Consider the following 13683-nt stretch of genomic DNA (forward strand, 5'->3'; position numbering starts at 1 on the left):
CAACTGCTCCAACACCGATGGTGCGAGACGATGTTCCCGCAGGCCAGGCAGTTACCCCCACCATCAGTACGCCGATGGCGAACGCAAGACGGCCCGAACCCACGTGTCGCCCCTCCTCACTAGGGATGTCTTACCCGCCAGGAGTGACACTCCATGCGGCGCGCGCCGGTTCCCTCCGCTACGGGCGAACACTCTTGCGCCGCCCAACACCCCCGCACGCCCCCATTTGAGAAACTCTGCGCACTCATCTGACAACGCTGCGTAACCCGCGAGGGTTCCCGGCGGTTGCTCCGGACATGGTCTCCATCGTGCACACCGTGCCCCTGCCCCGTCGGCCGCTCGACGCGGGCGATCCGGTGCGGGAGTGGTACGAGAACGCGCTCGGCTGGCCCACCGCGCCGGGCCCCATGGGCCTTCAGCTGCTGACGGGGCTGCGTTTCGACGTACTGGAGCTGCCCGCGGAGGCGGGACGTGCCGTGCTGCGGCGGCTGGACCCCGGGTGTCCGGTGGCCCTGCAAGGGGAGACGATGCGCCTGCTGGTGGCCGCGGGCAGCGCGGAGGAGCTGCCGGGGCTGCTCGACTGGCTGGAGTGGGGGGCGCTGCCCCTCGATCTCACCGTGATCGGTGCGGGCGGGCGGATCGACGCGCCCGCGCCCCCGGGAGTGCCGGACCCGCAGGAGGCCGCTGTCTGGGTGCGGCCCCCCGAGCCCGGGTGCGACGTCGAGCCGACACTTCCGGCTCTGACGGCGCTGTCGGCCGTAGGGGGCGGTGGGGGCGCCCCCGGTCTCGTACGGCTGGTGGAAACGGCGGCGACTCAGTGCCACCGGATCCGGCTGCGACGTGCTTGCGCTCAGCCGTTGGCCTTCTCGTAGGCCTCACGGATGGACGCGGGGACACGACCGCGGTCGTTGACCTCGTAACCGTTCTCCTTGGCCCAGGCACGGATCTGCGCCGTGTCCTGGCTGCCGCCCGCCACCGCGGCGCGCGCCTTGCCGCGTCCGCCGGCGGAACGGCCTCCGGTGCGACGACCGCCCTTGAGATACGGCTCAAGAAGCCCGCGGAGCTTGTCCGCGTTGGTGGTGGTGAGGTCGATCTCGTAAGTCTTGCCGTCCAACGCGAACGTCACGGTCTCGTCCGCCTCGCCACCGTCGAGGTCATCGACAAGAAGGACCTGAACCTTCTGTGCCACCGGATTTCCTTTCATCGATATCTGTAGGGCCGGACCCCACGACCTCAGTCGTTGATTCGCCGTCCCCTTGTTATATGCAGTACGCAGTACGTCGGAAAGCAAACCGCTTTTGCTGGAAAAACACAAACCCCTGGGAGAGATCCAGGAGAGACCAAGCGCCCCGAGAAGCCCGGAAAGATGCGCGTTTCGGACATAGGGCACCCGGGCAGGCAGCTGCTCAGGAATACCGGGGGGCGATCACAGATGCAGAAGCATCCGGCTGTTGCCCAAGGTGTTCGGTTTCACTCGTTCGAGACCGAGGAACTCAGCGACACCCTCGTCATAGGAACGCAAGAGCTCGCTGTAGACATCGGTGTCGATCGTATCGACGGGTGCCTCTCCGATCTCCACGAAACCGCGCTTCGCGAAGAACTCAACTTCGAAGGTGAGACAGAAAACCCGGCGAACACCGATCCAGCGCGCGGTCTGCAGCAACTTCTGGAGCAGCTGATGGCCGACGCCCGCGCCCCTGACCACCGGATTCACGGCGAGGGTGCGGACTTCCGCGAGGTCTTCCCACATGACATGCAGGGCGCCGCAGCCGACGACCTCCGCGTTGTCGTCCCGTTCCGCGACCCAGAACTCCTGGATGTCCTCGTAAAGAGTCACGGTGGCTTTGTCGAGCAGGATCCCCTCACGGCTGTACGCGTCGAGGAGTCGGCGCACGGACGGCACATCGGCCGTCCTCGCCCTGCGCACGGTGACTGCTTTTGCTGTGTCTTCGGGGAGCTGTGCTGGCATGAGCGGACGCTATCGCCCGGCGTCCGGAGCCGGCGCCTCGGGTCCTTCGGGCCCTTCAGGCTCTTGAGGTCCCTCCGGCCGTTCCGATGCTTCAGGCCCTGGAGTTCGTTCGGAGTCGCGCGGCTCTTCGGGAGCTTCGGTGGCTTCGGCGGCTTCGGGCTCTTGAGTCGCGGTGGACTGCCCCCGAGGTCCCTGCACCATGCGCACGGCATCGGCCAGCGCTTCGCGTTGTTCCGGCGACATCATGCCGAAGAAGGCGACGAGAGCCGCCGCCGGGTTGTCGCTCTGGGACCATGCGTCGTTCATCAGCGCGGCGGAGTACGCGGCGCGAGTGGAGACGGCCTCATATCGATAGGCCCGGCCTTCCGCTTCGCGGCGTACCCAGCCCTTCTGGTGAAGATTGTCCAGAACGGTCATGACCGTGGTGTAGGCGATGGACCGTTCCTGCTGGAGGTCTTCCAGGACTTCGCGAACCGTCACGAGGCGGTTCCACTTCCACACCCGTGTCATCACTGCGTCTTCGAGTTCTCCCAATGGGCGCGGCACGAGCAGCACACTAGTGGCAGAAGTCGGTAATAGGGCGCCGGACGTGGCGAACGGGGCTCAATGACAACAAAAAGGGCGCCCGGTGGGGCGCCCTTCTCAGATGTCGCTGGGCTGCGGGGTGGCCTGGCGGGCCGCCTCGGCGCGGGCGATCGCCGCGTCGACGGCCGCGTCTTCCTTGGCCTTCTTGTCGCCGCCCTGGGACTTCACCATCGTCACGATGAGACCGATGAAGAAGACGGCCATCACTACGGGGGGCACGAGCGCGGAGACGTAGTCCATGCCCCCAGAGTAGCTATCCGACGGCGAGCTCCTGCGGCGGGGCCGTGGGGGGCACGGGGCGGCGCTTGGGCGGGAAGACCTCGGCCGGGGTGGGCATGGGGCGCGGCGGGGCCGGGGGGTTCGCCGGGGGCCTGGGTTCGGATGCCGGCTTCCCGGTCGCGGAGAGGCCCCCGGGCAGGGCGAGCAGCCGGGTACGGCAGGCCGGGACGCGGGGCTGTGCGACGCGCGTTTGCCCGCGCGCCGGCGCCCGGCCCTCGAGCCTGGCCCGCACGTCGCGCTCGGCGAGCGTGCGGCAGCGTTCGAGGAGGGTGGCGGCGGAGGGGTTGCCGCGCAGGGCGCGCAGGGCGGCGAGGTCGTCGGCGCCGGGCTGATAGCCCGCCGCGAGCGACTCGTCGAGCAGCTCCAGGTAGCCGGTGGTGGTGCCGGGCAGGGCAGCCCGGTAGCGGGCGAGGTCGGCCAGCAGGAAGGCGCGGATTCGGGCGCCTTCGTCGGCTGCCTCGTCGACCGATTCGGCGAGCCGGAGGCAGTCCTGGATGTCCTCGGCGGAGACGGGACTCGGGTGAAGGGCAAGGGCAAGGGCGCGTCGGAGCACACGCAGCTCTTCAGCGCCGAACGCCATGCCGCCGCGGTTTCCGTAGGGCGTGGGCATGGGCCGACGATACGCAGCACGACGGACAAAATCCGCTTAACCGCCAATTTGCGGCGTGGCTTGCTGCGCGGCCTGCGGCCCGGTCACTCGCCCCGGGCCACTCGGCCGCCCCAGGTCACTCGGCCCGGCGCCGCGACATGGCGAACACGATCGCGCCCACACCGAGCGCCGCCGCGGCCGCGGCGGCCAGCCACGGCAGGAACCCGGCACCGGTCGCCGCCATGGACCCGGACGTGCCCGAGGTCCCCGAGCCGCCCGACGTCACGGAGACGGTGGCGGACGCGGAGGGCGAGGGGGCCGCGGTCCCGCCCGACGCCGACGGGGACGGCGACGGGGAGGAGGACGCCTCACCGACGGTGATCGCCGCCTCGTCGTTGGACTGGTCCGGGTCGTTCAGGACGATCCCGTCGCCGGGGCGCACCGTGACCGTGCCGCGGGCGGCGCCTGCGGCGAGGTCCTTCTCGTAGCTGACCTGGAAGCGGTACATCTGGCCGTCGCCGCTCTCCTCGGAGACGGTGTCCGGGCAGAGGTAGCGGCGGTGGCCCGGCTCGAAGGGCGAGGTCTTGCCGCCGGTGTACGTGAAGCAGTCGCCGCTCGCCTGGTCGTCGGGCTCCTCGTCGACGCGCACGCTCTTGGCGACGACGCCCTTGGGGAGTGTCACCTCGGCGTAGGCCACGGGCTTGCTGTCGGGGTGGGTGACCACGGCGGGGCCCGCGTTGCGCAGGCCGAAGGCGAGCGGGTGGGTGGAGCCCTTCTTGCCGGGCACGAGGACGGCGCCGACTGCGAGGAAGTCGGCGGCGTTGTCGGCGTCGTACGTCACCCGGTGGCTGTCTGCGAAACCGGTGCCCGTGGCAGGTGTCAGGGTGAGCGCGGCGCCCTTGCCGGGGGTGCCGCCGGTGTCCGTGCCGGAGGAGGCCGGGACGGCCTCGGCGGTGATGTCGGTCCAGGTGTGGAAGGCGTCCTTGCCGAGGGACCCTTCGAGCGGGTCGGAGAATCCAACCGTGTCACCCGGAGCGATGGCCGTCTTGAAGACGCAGGTCACGTCGGCGTCGTCCCTGCCGAAGTCGCCCGGCAGGTAGAGGCAGTTGCTGTGCTTCCCGGCGAAGGTGACGCCCGGGCTGCCGGTGAGGCGGACGGTGATCTGTTCGGTGGGCAGGTCGCCCGTGTTGCGCAGGACCACGGGGTAGCCGACGGACTGGCCGGGCGTCAGGCCGGACCTGGCGGGCAGTGCGGCGACCTGGATCTTCGGGGAGCCGATGACGACCTTGGAGGTCTCGGTGTCGGGGGTGGCCTTGTCCGCGGTGACCTCGTAGCGCAGCGTTCCGGTGTCGCCGGGCTTCGTACCGGCGACCGCGCTGAGCGTGAAGGGCTCGAACGGGCCGTGCAGATTGCCGTCGTCCAGGCATGTGACGACGGCTCCGTCCGCCGTGCACCGGTCGTTCTTGGCCTTGATCGTGGCGATGCCCTTGAGGCCGCTCGCGTCGATCACCAGCTTGGCGTTCTCGGGCAGCGGGAGCCCCTCCACGCCGTCGTCGGCGAAGCCGTAGCCCACCTCGGGGGCCATGGCGGTGCCCGACGCCGGGACGGCTATCTGCGCGGGCGCGGTGATGACGGCGTACGACTGCGTGGGAGGCGTGGGGCCGTCCGCGGCCCAGGCCGTGGCGCTCGTGAGACCGGCCCCGGTCAGCGCGATCGCCGCCGTCGCAGCCGCCAACTGTCTGCCCTTACGCCACATTTCGCCCCACGTCCATCGCATGCCGACTCGTGCCCCGTCTCTGCGGAGACGAGCGAAGCGTACGAACGGTTGCGCCCTTCGCGCACGCCTTGTCGAAAGTCCGTACGCGAAGGGGCAGTTGGGGCACCACCGACAGGGCGCGTCGCCGACAGGGCGCGTCAGGAGCGGGAGACGTTCCGCTCGTAGACCAGGCGCAGGCCGATCAGCGTCAGCCACGGCTCGTGCTCGTCGATCACCGCGGCCTCGCCGAGCACCATGGGCGCGAGGCCGCCGGTGGCGATGACGGTCACGTCGTCCGGGTCGTCGGCGAGTTCGCGCGCCATGCGGGTCACGACGCCGTCGACCTGGCCCGCGAAGCCGTACAGGATGCCGGACTGCATGGCCTCGACGGTGTTCTTGCCGATGACGCTGCGCGGACGGGCGATCTCGATCTTGCGGAGCTGGGCACCCTTGACGCCGAGGGCCTCCACGGAGATCTCGATGCCGGGGGCGATGACGCCGCCGGCGTACTCCCCGCGCGCGGAGACCGCGTCGAAGGTGGTCGCCGTGCCGAAGTCGACGACGATGGCGGGCCCCCCGTAGAGCTCGACCGCCGCCACCGCGTTGATGATGCGGTCGGCGCCGACCTCCTTGGGGTTGTCCATGAGGATCGGGACGCCGGTCTTGATGCCGGGTTCGACCAGGACGGCGGGGACGTCTCCGTAGTAGCGGCGGGTGACCTCGCGCAGTTCGTGCAGGACCGAGGGGACGGTCGAGCAGATGGCGATGCCGTCGATGCCGTCGCCGAGCTCGTCGCCGAGCAGCGGGTGCATGCCCATCAGGCCCTGGAGAAGCACGGCGAGTTCGTCGGCGGTACGGCGGGCGTCGGTGGAGATGCGCCAGTGCTCGACGATCTCCTCGCCGTCGAACAGGCCGAGGACGGTGTGCGTGTTGCCTACGTCGATGGTGAGCAGCATGGCGACTACTCCGCCGCGCGCAGGTCGAGGCCGATGTCCAGGATCGGCGACGAGTGGGTCAGCGCGCCCACCGCGAGGAAGTCGACGCCCGTCCCGGCGTACTCGCGCGCGTTGGCCAGGGTCAGCCGGCCCGAGGACTCCAGGAGGGCGCGGCCGCCCACGACGGCGACGGCCTCCTGGGTCTCGGCCGGCGTGAAGTTGTCCAGGAGGATCAGGTCGGCGCCCGCCTCCACGACCTCGCGCAGCTGGTCCAGGGTGTCGACCTCGACCTCGACGGCGAGCCCCGGGAAGGACTCCCGTACGGCCTTGAAGGCCTGTGCGACGCCACCGGCGGCGACCACGTGGTTGTCCTTGACCAGGGCCGCGTCCGAGAGCGACATGCGGTGGTTGACGCCGCCGCCCATGCGGACGGCGAACTTCTCCAGGGAGCGCAGGCCGGGCGTCGTCTTGCGGGTGTCGCGGACCTTCGCGGTCGTCCCCTCCAGAGCGTCCGCCCACGCGCGCGTGGCGGTCGCGATGCCGGACAGGCGGCACAGGATGTTGAGAGCGCTGCGCTCGGCGGTCAGCAGGTCGCGGGTGCGGGTCGTGACGCTGAGGAGCTTCTGCCCGGCGGTGATCCGGTCGCCGTCCTCCGCGTGCCGCTCGACCTCGAACTCGTCGGTGCAGACCACGGAGAGCACGGCCTCGGCGACGCGCAGGCCCGCCACGACGCCGTCCTCGCGGGCGGTGAAGTCGGCGGTGGCGACGGCGTCCTCGGGGATGGTGGCGACCGTGGTGACGTCCACGCCGCCGTCCAGATCCTCGGCGATGGCCATGTGCGCGATGTCCTCGACCTCCACGGGGTCGAGCCCCGCGTCGGCCAGGAGCTGGGCGAGGGCGGGGTCGAGGCCGCACTCCATCATGTCGGCCATGTCGGCGTCGGCTCCGCCGCTGCAGCCGCAGCCGTCGCCGCAGCCGCCGCTCTCGGCGAGGGGGAGGTCGGGGGTACTCACGTCTCTCACAGCTCCTGCTGGTGTGTACGGCGCTCGGGGCGGGTCGGGGGGAATTCTGCGGTGGGCGTCGTGTGCGCGGCCAGGGTCCGGTCCGGATTCAGCCGTACGACGATGTGGCGGCGCCATTGTGCGTCGTCGCGGTCGCCGTGGTCCTCGCGCCAGTGGCAGCCGCGGGTCTCCTCGCGGCGGCGGGCCGCTGCGACGAGGACGCGGGCGACGCACAGGAGGTTGGTGGCCTCCCAGGTGTCGACGCCGGGCTCCGCGGTCTTGCCGTTCTCCGCGAGGGCGCCCGCCGCCTCTGCGTGGATGCGGCCGAGTCCCGCGGCGGCGTCGGCGAGCGAGTCCGCGGAACGGAGCACTCCGGCGCCCTGCGTCATGACGCGCTGGATGGCGAACCGGGCCTCGGGCGGCATCAGGGGGTGGGTCGGGGTCTCCGGGTACGGCACGGGGGCGGGCACGCGCGCGTGGAGGCCGTTTTCCTGGTGGCTCGCGGCGATGTCGTCCGCGATGCGCTCGGCGTAGACCAGTCCCTCCAGGAGGGAGTTGGAGGCGAGGCGGTTCGCGCCGTGGACGCCGGTGCAGGCGACCTCTCCGCACGCGTACAGGCCCGGGACCGTCGTGCGGCCCTGGAGGTCCGTGCGGACGCCCCCGGACGCGTAGTGGGCGGCCGGAGCGACGGGGATGGGCTCGGTGACCGGGTCGATGCCGTGGGCGCGGCAGGCGGCGAGGATCGTGGGGAACCGGTTCTCCCACATCTCGGCGCCGAAGTGCCGGGCGTCGAGGTACATGTGCTCGGCGCCCTGTTCCAGCATGCGGCGCGTGATGCCCTTGGCGACGATGTCGCGGGGCGCGAGTTCGGCCAGTTCGTGCTGGCCGACCATGAAGCGCACCCCGTCGGCGTCGACGAGGTGGGCGCCCTCGCCTCGTACGGCCTCGGAGACCAGGGGCTGCTGGCCCTCCGCGCCCGCGCCGAGGAAGAGCACCGTCGGGTGGAACTGCACGAATTCGAGGTCGGACACCTCGGCGCCCGCGCGCAGGGCGAGCGCGACGCCGTCGCCCGTGGAGACGTGCGGGTTGGTGGTCGCGGAGAAGACCTGGCCCATGCCGCCGGTCGCGAGGACCACGGCGGGGGCGAGCGCCGCGCCGACGCCGTCGTGCTGGCCCTCCCCCATGACGTGCAGGGAGACGCCCGCCGTGCGGCCGTCGGCGTCCGTGAGGAGGTCGAGGACCAGGGCGTTCTCGACGGTCCTGATGCCCCGCGCGCGTACCGCCTCGACGAGAGCGCGGGAGATCTCGGCGCCGGTGGCGTCGCCGCCCGCGTGCGCGATGCGCCGGCGGTGGTGGCCGCCCTCGCGGGTGAGCGCGAGGTCGCCGTCGGCCGACTCGTCGAAGTGGGCGCCGGTCTCGATGAGGCGCCGTACGGCGTCGGGGCCCTCCGTGACGAGGGTGCGGACCGCCTCCTCGTCGCACAGACCCACGCCCGCGACGAGCGTGTCGTCGAGATGCTGCTCGGGGGTGTCGCCCTCGCCGAGCGCCGCGGCGACGCCGCCCTGCGCCCAGCGCGTCGAGCCGTCGTCGAGGCGGGCCTTGGTGACGACGACGGTCCGCAGTCCGGCCGCCTGGCAGCGCAGGGCCGCGGTGAGTCCGGCGACACCGGAGCCGACGATCACGACGTCGGCGGTGACGGACCAGCCGGGCGCGGGCGCGTGCAGGCGTATGCCGGTCGCTGTACCGGTGGCTGTGGTCCCTGTGGCACTCATACGGGAGCTCCGAAGGTCAGGGGGATGTTGTCGATCAGTCGCGTCGCGCCGACCCTGGCGGCGACGGCGAGCACGGCCTCTCCGGTGTAGCCGTGCTTCACCTCGGTGAAGTCGGCCGGGTCGACGAGGGCGAGGTAGTCCAGCGTGAGCGGTGGCCGGACGCGGGCGGCCTCGTCAAGGACCTGGCGGGCCGCGGCGCGGACGGCTTCGGGGCCGCCGGGCGACGCCTTCGCGACGGCGTGCGCGTCGGCGGCGGCGCGGGCCTCGCCTATCGCGTTCAGTGCGTCGGCACGCGCGTGCGTGGAGGGCGCTTCGTGGGCACGCGCGCGCAGCGCCTCCTGGGCGGCGTGCCGGTCGGCGCCGGCGAAGAGCGCCCGGGACAGGGCGAGCGCGGTGCGCCGCTCGTCGGCGGAGAGGTAGCGGTTGCGGCTGGAGAGGGCGAGGCCGTCGTACTCGCGCACGGTGGGCACGCCGACGATCTCCACGGGGAAGTTCAGGTCGCGCACCATGCGCCGGATCAGGGCGAGCTGCTGGGCGTCCTTCTGCCCGAACAGCGCGATGTCGGCCGCGGTCAGGTGGAGCAGCTTGGCGACGACGGTGAGCATGCCGTCGAAGTGGCCGGGCCGCGACGCGCCTTCGAGGAGCTCGCCCATGGGGCCCGCGGTGACGCGGACCTGGGGCTCGCCGCCGGGGTAGACCTCGTCCACGGAGGGTGCGAACACGACGTCGGCGCCCGCCTGTTCGGCGATCTTGACGTCGGAGTCGAGGGTGCGCGGATAGCGGTCGAGGTCCTCGCCCGCGCCGAACTGGAGCGGGTTCACGAAGACGGTCGTCACCACTTCGCCGTCGGCGCCGGCGATCGAGCGGGCCGTGCGGATCAGTTCGGCGTGGCCGTCGTGCAGGGCGCCCATCGTCATGACGACGGCGCGGCGGCCCGCACGCGCGCGCGTGCGGAGCTCTTCGGCGGTGTGCAGCACAGTGGTCATCGCTGGTCCCCCTCGGCGCCGTCGGCCAGGACCCCGAGGAGGTCCTCGGCGAGCTCGGGCTTGAGCAGACCGTGCGCGAGGGCCCGGTCGGCGGTGGCGCGGGCCATCGCCAGGTACCCGGCGACGGTCTGGGGCGCGTGCTTGCGCAGCTCGGCGACATGGGCGGCGACCGTGCCCGCGTCCCCGCGCGCGACAGGCCCGGTGAGCGCCGCGTCACCGGACCTGAGGGCGTTGTCGAGGGCCGCGCCGAGCAGCGGGCCGAGCATCCGGTCGGGGGCTTCGACGCCCGCGTCGCGCAGTAGATCCATGGACTCGGCGACCAGCGTGACCAGGTGGTTCGCGCCGAGGGCGAGCGCCGCGTGGTACAGCGGGCGCGACTCCTCACGGATCCACTCCGGCTCGCCGCCCATCTCGATGACGAGCGCCTCGGCGGCGAGCCGCAGCTCCTCGGGCGCGGTCACGCCGAAGGCGCACCCGGCCAGCCGCTGTACGTCTACGGGGCTGCCGACGAACGTCATGGCGGGGTGCAGCGCGAGCGGCAGGGCGCCGGCTCGCAGTGCGGGGTCGAGCACCTTGGCTCCGTACCGCCCCGAGGTGTGCGCGATCAGCTGTCCCGGGCGTACGGAACCGGTCTCGACGAGCCCCTCCACGAGGCCGGGCAGCGCGTCGTCGGGCACCGTGAGGAGCACGAGTTCGGCGCGCGCGAGGACCTCGGCGGGCGTCACCACGGGGACGTCGGGCAGCATGAGGGCGGCCCGGCGCACGGATGCCTCGGAGACCGCGGAAACGGCGACGGGGCGGTGTCCCGCGAGGGCCAGGGCGGCCGCGAGGGCGGGACCGACACGGCCCGCGCCGACCACTCCGACAGTGAGCCGGGCGGGGCGGTCCCTGGGGTCGGTGGGTTCGGGTCGAGGAGGTGCGTTCACAGGACGACGGCCTTCCGTTCCAGTCCGCTCGGGGTACCGGACGATTTCTCGTCATGTTAACGCGATCTGCTCCAGGGGCTCCGGTCCCTCCACGGGCTGTGGGCAACCGCACGCGCATACGACATCATCGGCGGATGACGGAGAGCGAAGAGCGGGAGAACCCCGCGGCGGACGACACGACGAAGGCGCGGGCCCGCCGCGCCGCGGCTGTGCAGGGCGCCGAGCGGATCCTCGGCGTGCACGGCCTCGACGCCACGATCGGTGAGCGTCTGACGGCCCTCACGGAGGCTGCCTGGTCCGTCGCCGACCCCGGCCAGACCAGCGATCTTTACGGCGACGGCATCGTCGCCGACCTGGAGGAGCGCGTCGCGGGGCTCCTCGGTACCGAGGCGGCGGCCTACTTCCCCACCGGCACGATGGCTCAGCAGGTCGCCCTGCGCTGCTGGGCGGGCCGCACGGGCAACCCGACGGTCGCCCTGCACCCGATGGCACACCCGGAGCGGCACGAGCGCGGCGCCTTCAGCGCGGTGAGCGGTCTGCGCACCGTCCACCCGACGAGCGAGCCGCGGCTGCCGAACGCCGACGAGGTGCGCGACTTCGCCGAGCCCTTCGGCGCGCTGATGCTCGAACTGCCGCTCCGGGACGCCGGTTACGTCCTGCCCACCTGGGACGAGCTGGTCGCCGTCACCGAGGCGGCCAGGGAACGGGACGCCGTCGTCCACTTCGACGGGGCACGCCTTTGGGAGTGCACCACCCACTTCGGGCGCTCCCTGGCCGAGATCGCCGATCTCGCCGACAGCGTGTACGTGTCGTTTTACAAGACGCTCGGCGGCCTCAGCGGAGCGGCGCTCGCCGGGCCCCGGTCGTTCGTCGACGAGGCGAAGACCTGGCGGCACCGCTACGGAGGCCAGCTCTTCCAGCAGTTCCCCGCGGTGCTCTCGGCCCTGGTCGGCCTGGAGCAGGAGCTGCCGCGCGTGCCCGAGTACGTGGCCCACGCGCGCGTGGTCGCCGAGGCGCTGCGCGAAGGGTTCGCCGAGGCCGGGGTGCCGTGGGTGCGGGTGCACCCCGAGGTGCCGCACACGCACGAGTTCCAGGTCTGGCTGCCGTACGCCTCCGACCAGCTCGACGAGGCGTCGGTGACGCAGGCCGAACAGACCCGGACGTCGCTGTTCCGGCGCTGGTCGGAACAGGGTCCTCCGGGGTTTTCGGTCACCGAGGTCACGGTGTCCGCGCGCGGCCTCGAATGGACCGCCGACGACGTCCGCGCGGCCGTCGCGGACTTCGTGGCGCGGATCCCCGGGACGGCGGGAACCACGCCTTCTGTGAGCGGCTAGGGCCTGCTCCGAACGAGAGGTCCTAGCAGCCCGCCGGCCTGCGCCGTGTGTGGATCAGGCGGGCCAGGGCCGCCCGGATCCGGCCGCGCGCCGGGCGGCCGTCGATGACCGCGTTGAAGCGGCGGTGGTCGCGCAGCTCACGGATGGTGCCCCAGTCGTGGAGGCCCGGCGCGGGCGGGGCGGGATCGCCGTGCTGGGAGGCGCGGTAGACATCCAGTGCGTACTGCTGGGTGATGCTCATGACGTACCCCTCGCTGGTCTTCTCACTGTCACGTCATGACCAGGAATGCGGCTATTTGTAAAGATTGATTGCGCTTTGCCGCTTCGGTCCGACATAAACGAGACTCCGCCCGGCGACCCCGCCCCGTCACGTCGATTGACGGGAGCCGTCAATCGAGAACTCGGATGTCGGACCCTGCGTGCACCATGGGGTCATGAGCGTGAGCATCGACATCAGCGGGCTGGCCCCGGAGCGGATCAGCGTGGTGCCCTCACCCCTGTCCGAGCTGGGCATGGCGCTGCACGCGCTGTCCGAGCCCGCACACCACCCGGGGCTCCAGGGCTGGACGACCGCGGTGTCCGCGAGCCTCGACCCGTGCCTCGCGGACCGGCTCTGCGAGGCGGACTTCCTGTGGCGCGCGACGTTCTCGGACGTGTTCGCGCCGTTCGCCGGGATCCCGGGCCGGGCCGCCCTGCCCGGCGCCACGCTCGCCGAGGAGCTCGACCTCCTCGACAAGCTGACCGACCGTCAGTTCGTGGACGCGGCACTGGAGTTCACCTGCCAGAACAGCTACGCGATGCGTGAGGCCAACCCGCTGGACGACCCGGACATGCGCCGCCGCGCCATGGACCTCGCGGCCACGCGCGGCCTGCCCCAGGTCCAGTTCACCCGGCGGCTCCTGGACGACCCGCCTGCCGTGCGCGCTTGGTTCCGAAGGCTCGTGGAGGACTGCGAGGAGGCGTTCTTCGCGGACATCTGGGCCCGCGTCCACCACCAGCTGGCGGCCGACGCGCGGCACAAGACCGAGCTCCTGAGGCGCAAGGGCCTGGCCGAGGCGCTGACGGCGGTGTCCTCGGTCGTCACGCTCGACGAGGCGGCGAACCTGATCACGGTCGACAAGATCACCGTGGGCCGTACGTTCACGGAGGACGGCGGCCTCGTCCTCGTGCCGACCAGCCTCGGCTGGCCGCATCTCATGGTGCTGCACCGCTTCGGGTGGCAGCCGGCGATCACGTATCCCGTCGGCTCACCCGGCCTCACCACGCCGGCCACCGTCGAGCAGCTCACGCGCCGGATGACGGCCCTCGCACACCCCGTACGCATGCGGCTGTGCCGCCACCTGGCACGCGGCGCGTACACGACGAGCGAGCTGTCCGACGCGCACGGGATGACGGCACCGGAGATATCCCGGCATCTGACCGTGCTCAAGAAGGCGGGCCTGATCACCACACGCCGCCGGGGCCGCTACGTCCAGCACCAGCTGGACCTGACGGCCGTCGCCCGCCTGGGCAGCGACTTCATCGAGGGCGTACTGCGCTAGCCGCCCCGGT

The 13683-nt window shown here is 71.9% G+C and carries 15 protein-coding genes; 3 read left to right on the forward strand and 12 right to left on the reverse strand.

All coding sequences use genetic code 11. The features are described 5' to 3' along the window. Positions 1 to 296 precede the first annotated feature (296 nt). Positions 297 to 872 carry an SCO3374 family protein gene (locus tag AC07EJ_RS23470; RefSeq protein ID WP_389487462.1) on the forward strand — a complete coding sequence of 192 codons (576 nt, stop codon included), beginning with the start codon at positions 297 to 299 and terminating at the stop codon, positions 870 to 872. On the opposite strand, the gene AC07EJ_RS23475 is transcribed toward AC07EJ_RS23470, so the two are convergent. The 11 genes from AC07EJ_RS23475 to AC07EJ_RS23525 form a co-directional block, all read right to left on the reverse strand. Beyond that, on the reverse strand, positions 851 to 1189 hold the full coding sequence (locus tag AC07EJ_RS23475; protein WP_389487464.1) for a histone-like nucleoid-structuring protein Lsr2: 339 nt from the start codon (positions 1187 to 1189) through the stop codon (positions 851 to 853). The two genes, AC07EJ_RS23470 and AC07EJ_RS23475, sit on opposite strands and share 22 nt — an antisense overlap. A 237-nt stretch (positions 1190 to 1426) precedes the next feature. Next, positions 1427 to 1969, reverse strand: coding sequence for an amino-acid N-acetyltransferase (locus tag AC07EJ_RS23480; protein ID WP_389487466.1), 543 nt, complete (start codon positions 1967 to 1969; stop codon positions 1427 to 1429). 9 nt (positions 1970 to 1978) lie between these two features. Further along, positions 1979 to 2515 (reverse strand): BlaI/MecI/CopY family transcriptional regulator, encoded by a 537-nt coding sequence (locus AC07EJ_RS23485; RefSeq protein WP_478884940.1) that lies wholly within the window; start codon positions 2513 to 2515, stop codon positions 1979 to 1981. 96 nt (positions 2516 to 2611) lie between these two features. Beyond that, on the reverse strand, positions 2612 to 2794 hold the full coding sequence (locus AC07EJ_RS23490; RefSeq protein WP_393586782.1) for a hypothetical protein: 183 nt from the start codon (positions 2792 to 2794) through the stop codon (positions 2612 to 2614). A 13-nt stretch (positions 2795 to 2807) separates the two neighbouring features. Continuing rightward, on the reverse strand, positions 2808 to 3443 hold the full coding sequence (locus AC07EJ_RS23495) for a hypothetical protein (protein WP_389487470.1): 636 nt from the start codon (positions 3441 to 3443) through the stop codon (positions 2808 to 2810). A gap of 115 nt (positions 3444 to 3558) precedes the next feature. Next, positions 3559 to 5157, reverse strand: a complete 1599-nt coding sequence (locus AC07EJ_RS23500) for a hypothetical protein (RefSeq protein WP_389487472.1) — start codon at positions 5155 to 5157, stop codon at positions 3559 to 3561. A gap of 179 nt (positions 5158 to 5336) precedes the next feature. Next, positions 5337 to 6134: a type III pantothenate kinase gene (locus AC07EJ_RS23505; RefSeq protein WP_362900890.1), complete on the reverse strand. Its 798-nt coding sequence runs from the start codon at positions 6132 to 6134 to the stop codon at positions 5337 to 5339. 5 nt (positions 6135 to 6139) lie between these two features. Then, positions 6140 to 7126, reverse strand: a complete 987-nt coding sequence (gene nadC / locus AC07EJ_RS23510; protein WP_478884879.1) for a carboxylating nicotinate-nucleotide diphosphorylase — start codon at positions 7124 to 7126, stop codon at positions 6140 to 6142. A 5-nt stretch (positions 7127 to 7131) separates the two neighbouring features. Then, on the reverse strand, positions 7132 to 8886 hold the full coding sequence (locus tag AC07EJ_RS23515) for an L-aspartate oxidase (RefSeq protein ID WP_389487476.1): 1755 nt from the start codon (positions 8884 to 8886) through the stop codon (positions 7132 to 7134). Beyond that, entirely contained in the window at positions 8883 to 9872 is a 990-nt protein-coding gene (panC, locus tag AC07EJ_RS23520) for a pantoate--beta-alanine ligase (RefSeq protein ID WP_389487478.1), read from the reverse strand. Before panC ends, AC07EJ_RS23515 begins: the two co-directional genes overlap by 4 nt. Beyond that, positions 9869 to 10798, reverse strand: coding sequence for a Rossmann-like and DUF2520 domain-containing protein (locus AC07EJ_RS23525; RefSeq protein WP_478884880.1), 930 nt, complete (start codon positions 10796 to 10798; stop codon positions 9869 to 9871). Before AC07EJ_RS23525 ends, panC begins: the two co-directional genes overlap by 4 nt. 134 nt (positions 10799 to 10932) lie before the next feature. Between AC07EJ_RS23525 and AC07EJ_RS23530 the strand changes: the two genes are divergently transcribed. Further along, positions 10933 to 12132, forward strand: coding sequence for a threonine aldolase family protein (locus tag AC07EJ_RS23530; protein ID WP_478884881.1), 1200 nt, complete (start codon positions 10933 to 10935; stop codon positions 12130 to 12132). A gap of 22 nt (positions 12133 to 12154) precedes the next feature. Here the strand turns inward: AC07EJ_RS23530 and AC07EJ_RS23535 are convergent, their stop codons facing one another. Next, positions 12155 to 12373 carry a hypothetical protein gene (locus AC07EJ_RS23535; RefSeq protein WP_389487484.1) on the reverse strand — a complete coding sequence of 73 codons (219 nt, stop codon included), beginning with the start codon at positions 12371 to 12373 and terminating at the stop codon, positions 12155 to 12157. 193 nt (positions 12374 to 12566) lie between these two features. On the opposite strand from AC07EJ_RS23535, the gene AC07EJ_RS23540 reads away from it, so the two are divergent. Further along, positions 12567 to 13673 carry a DUF5937 family protein gene (locus AC07EJ_RS23540; protein ID WP_389487486.1) on the forward strand — a complete coding sequence of 369 codons (1107 nt, stop codon included), beginning with the start codon at positions 12567 to 12569 and terminating at the stop codon, positions 13671 to 13673. The last annotated feature ends 10 nt before the right edge of the window (positions 13674 to 13683 follow it).

It is taken from the genome of Streptomyces sp. NPDC045026 (assembly GCF_056432625.1).

What these genes read in the sequence shown, in the direction of transcription:
- AC07EJ_RS23495 (WP_389487470.1), bottom strand. Translation starts at nt 3,443, where the DNA reads ATGCCCACGCCCTACGGAAACCGCGGCGGCATGGCGTTCGGCGCTGAA.
- AC07EJ_RS23480 (WP_389487466.1), bottom strand. Translation starts at nt 1,969, where the DNA reads ATGCCAGCACAGCTCCCCGAAGACACAGCAAAAGCAGTCACCGTGCGC.
- AC07EJ_RS23505 (WP_362900890.1), bottom strand. Translation starts at nt 6,134, where the DNA reads ATGCTGCTCACCATCGACGTAGGCAACACGCACACCGTCCTCGGCCTG.
- AC07EJ_RS23535 (WP_389487484.1), bottom strand. Translation starts at nt 12,373, where the DNA reads ATGAGCATCACCCAGCAGTACGCACTGGATGTCTACCGCGCCTCCCAG.
- panC (WP_389487478.1), bottom strand. Translation starts at nt 9,872, where the DNA reads ATGACCACTGTGCTGCACACCGCCGAAGAGCTCCGCACGCGCGCGCGT.
- AC07EJ_RS23470 (WP_389487462.1), top strand. Translation starts at nt 297, where the DNA reads ATGGTCTCCATCGTGCACACCGTGCCCCTGCCCCGTCGGCCGCTCGAC.
- AC07EJ_RS23490 (WP_393586782.1), bottom strand. Translation starts at nt 2,794, where the DNA reads ATGGACTACGTCTCCGCGCTCGTGCCCCCCGTAGTGATGGCCGTCTTC.
- AC07EJ_RS23530 (WP_478884881.1), top strand. Translation starts at nt 10,933, where the DNA reads ATGACGGAGAGCGAAGAGCGGGAGAACCCCGCGGCGGACGACACGACG.
- AC07EJ_RS23540 (WP_389487486.1), top strand. Translation starts at nt 12,567, where the DNA reads ATGAGCGTGAGCATCGACATCAGCGGGCTGGCCCCGGAGCGGATCAGC.
- AC07EJ_RS23515 (WP_389487476.1), bottom strand. Translation starts at nt 8,886, where the DNA reads ATGAGTGCCACAGGGACCACAGCCACCGGTACAGCGACCGGCATACGC.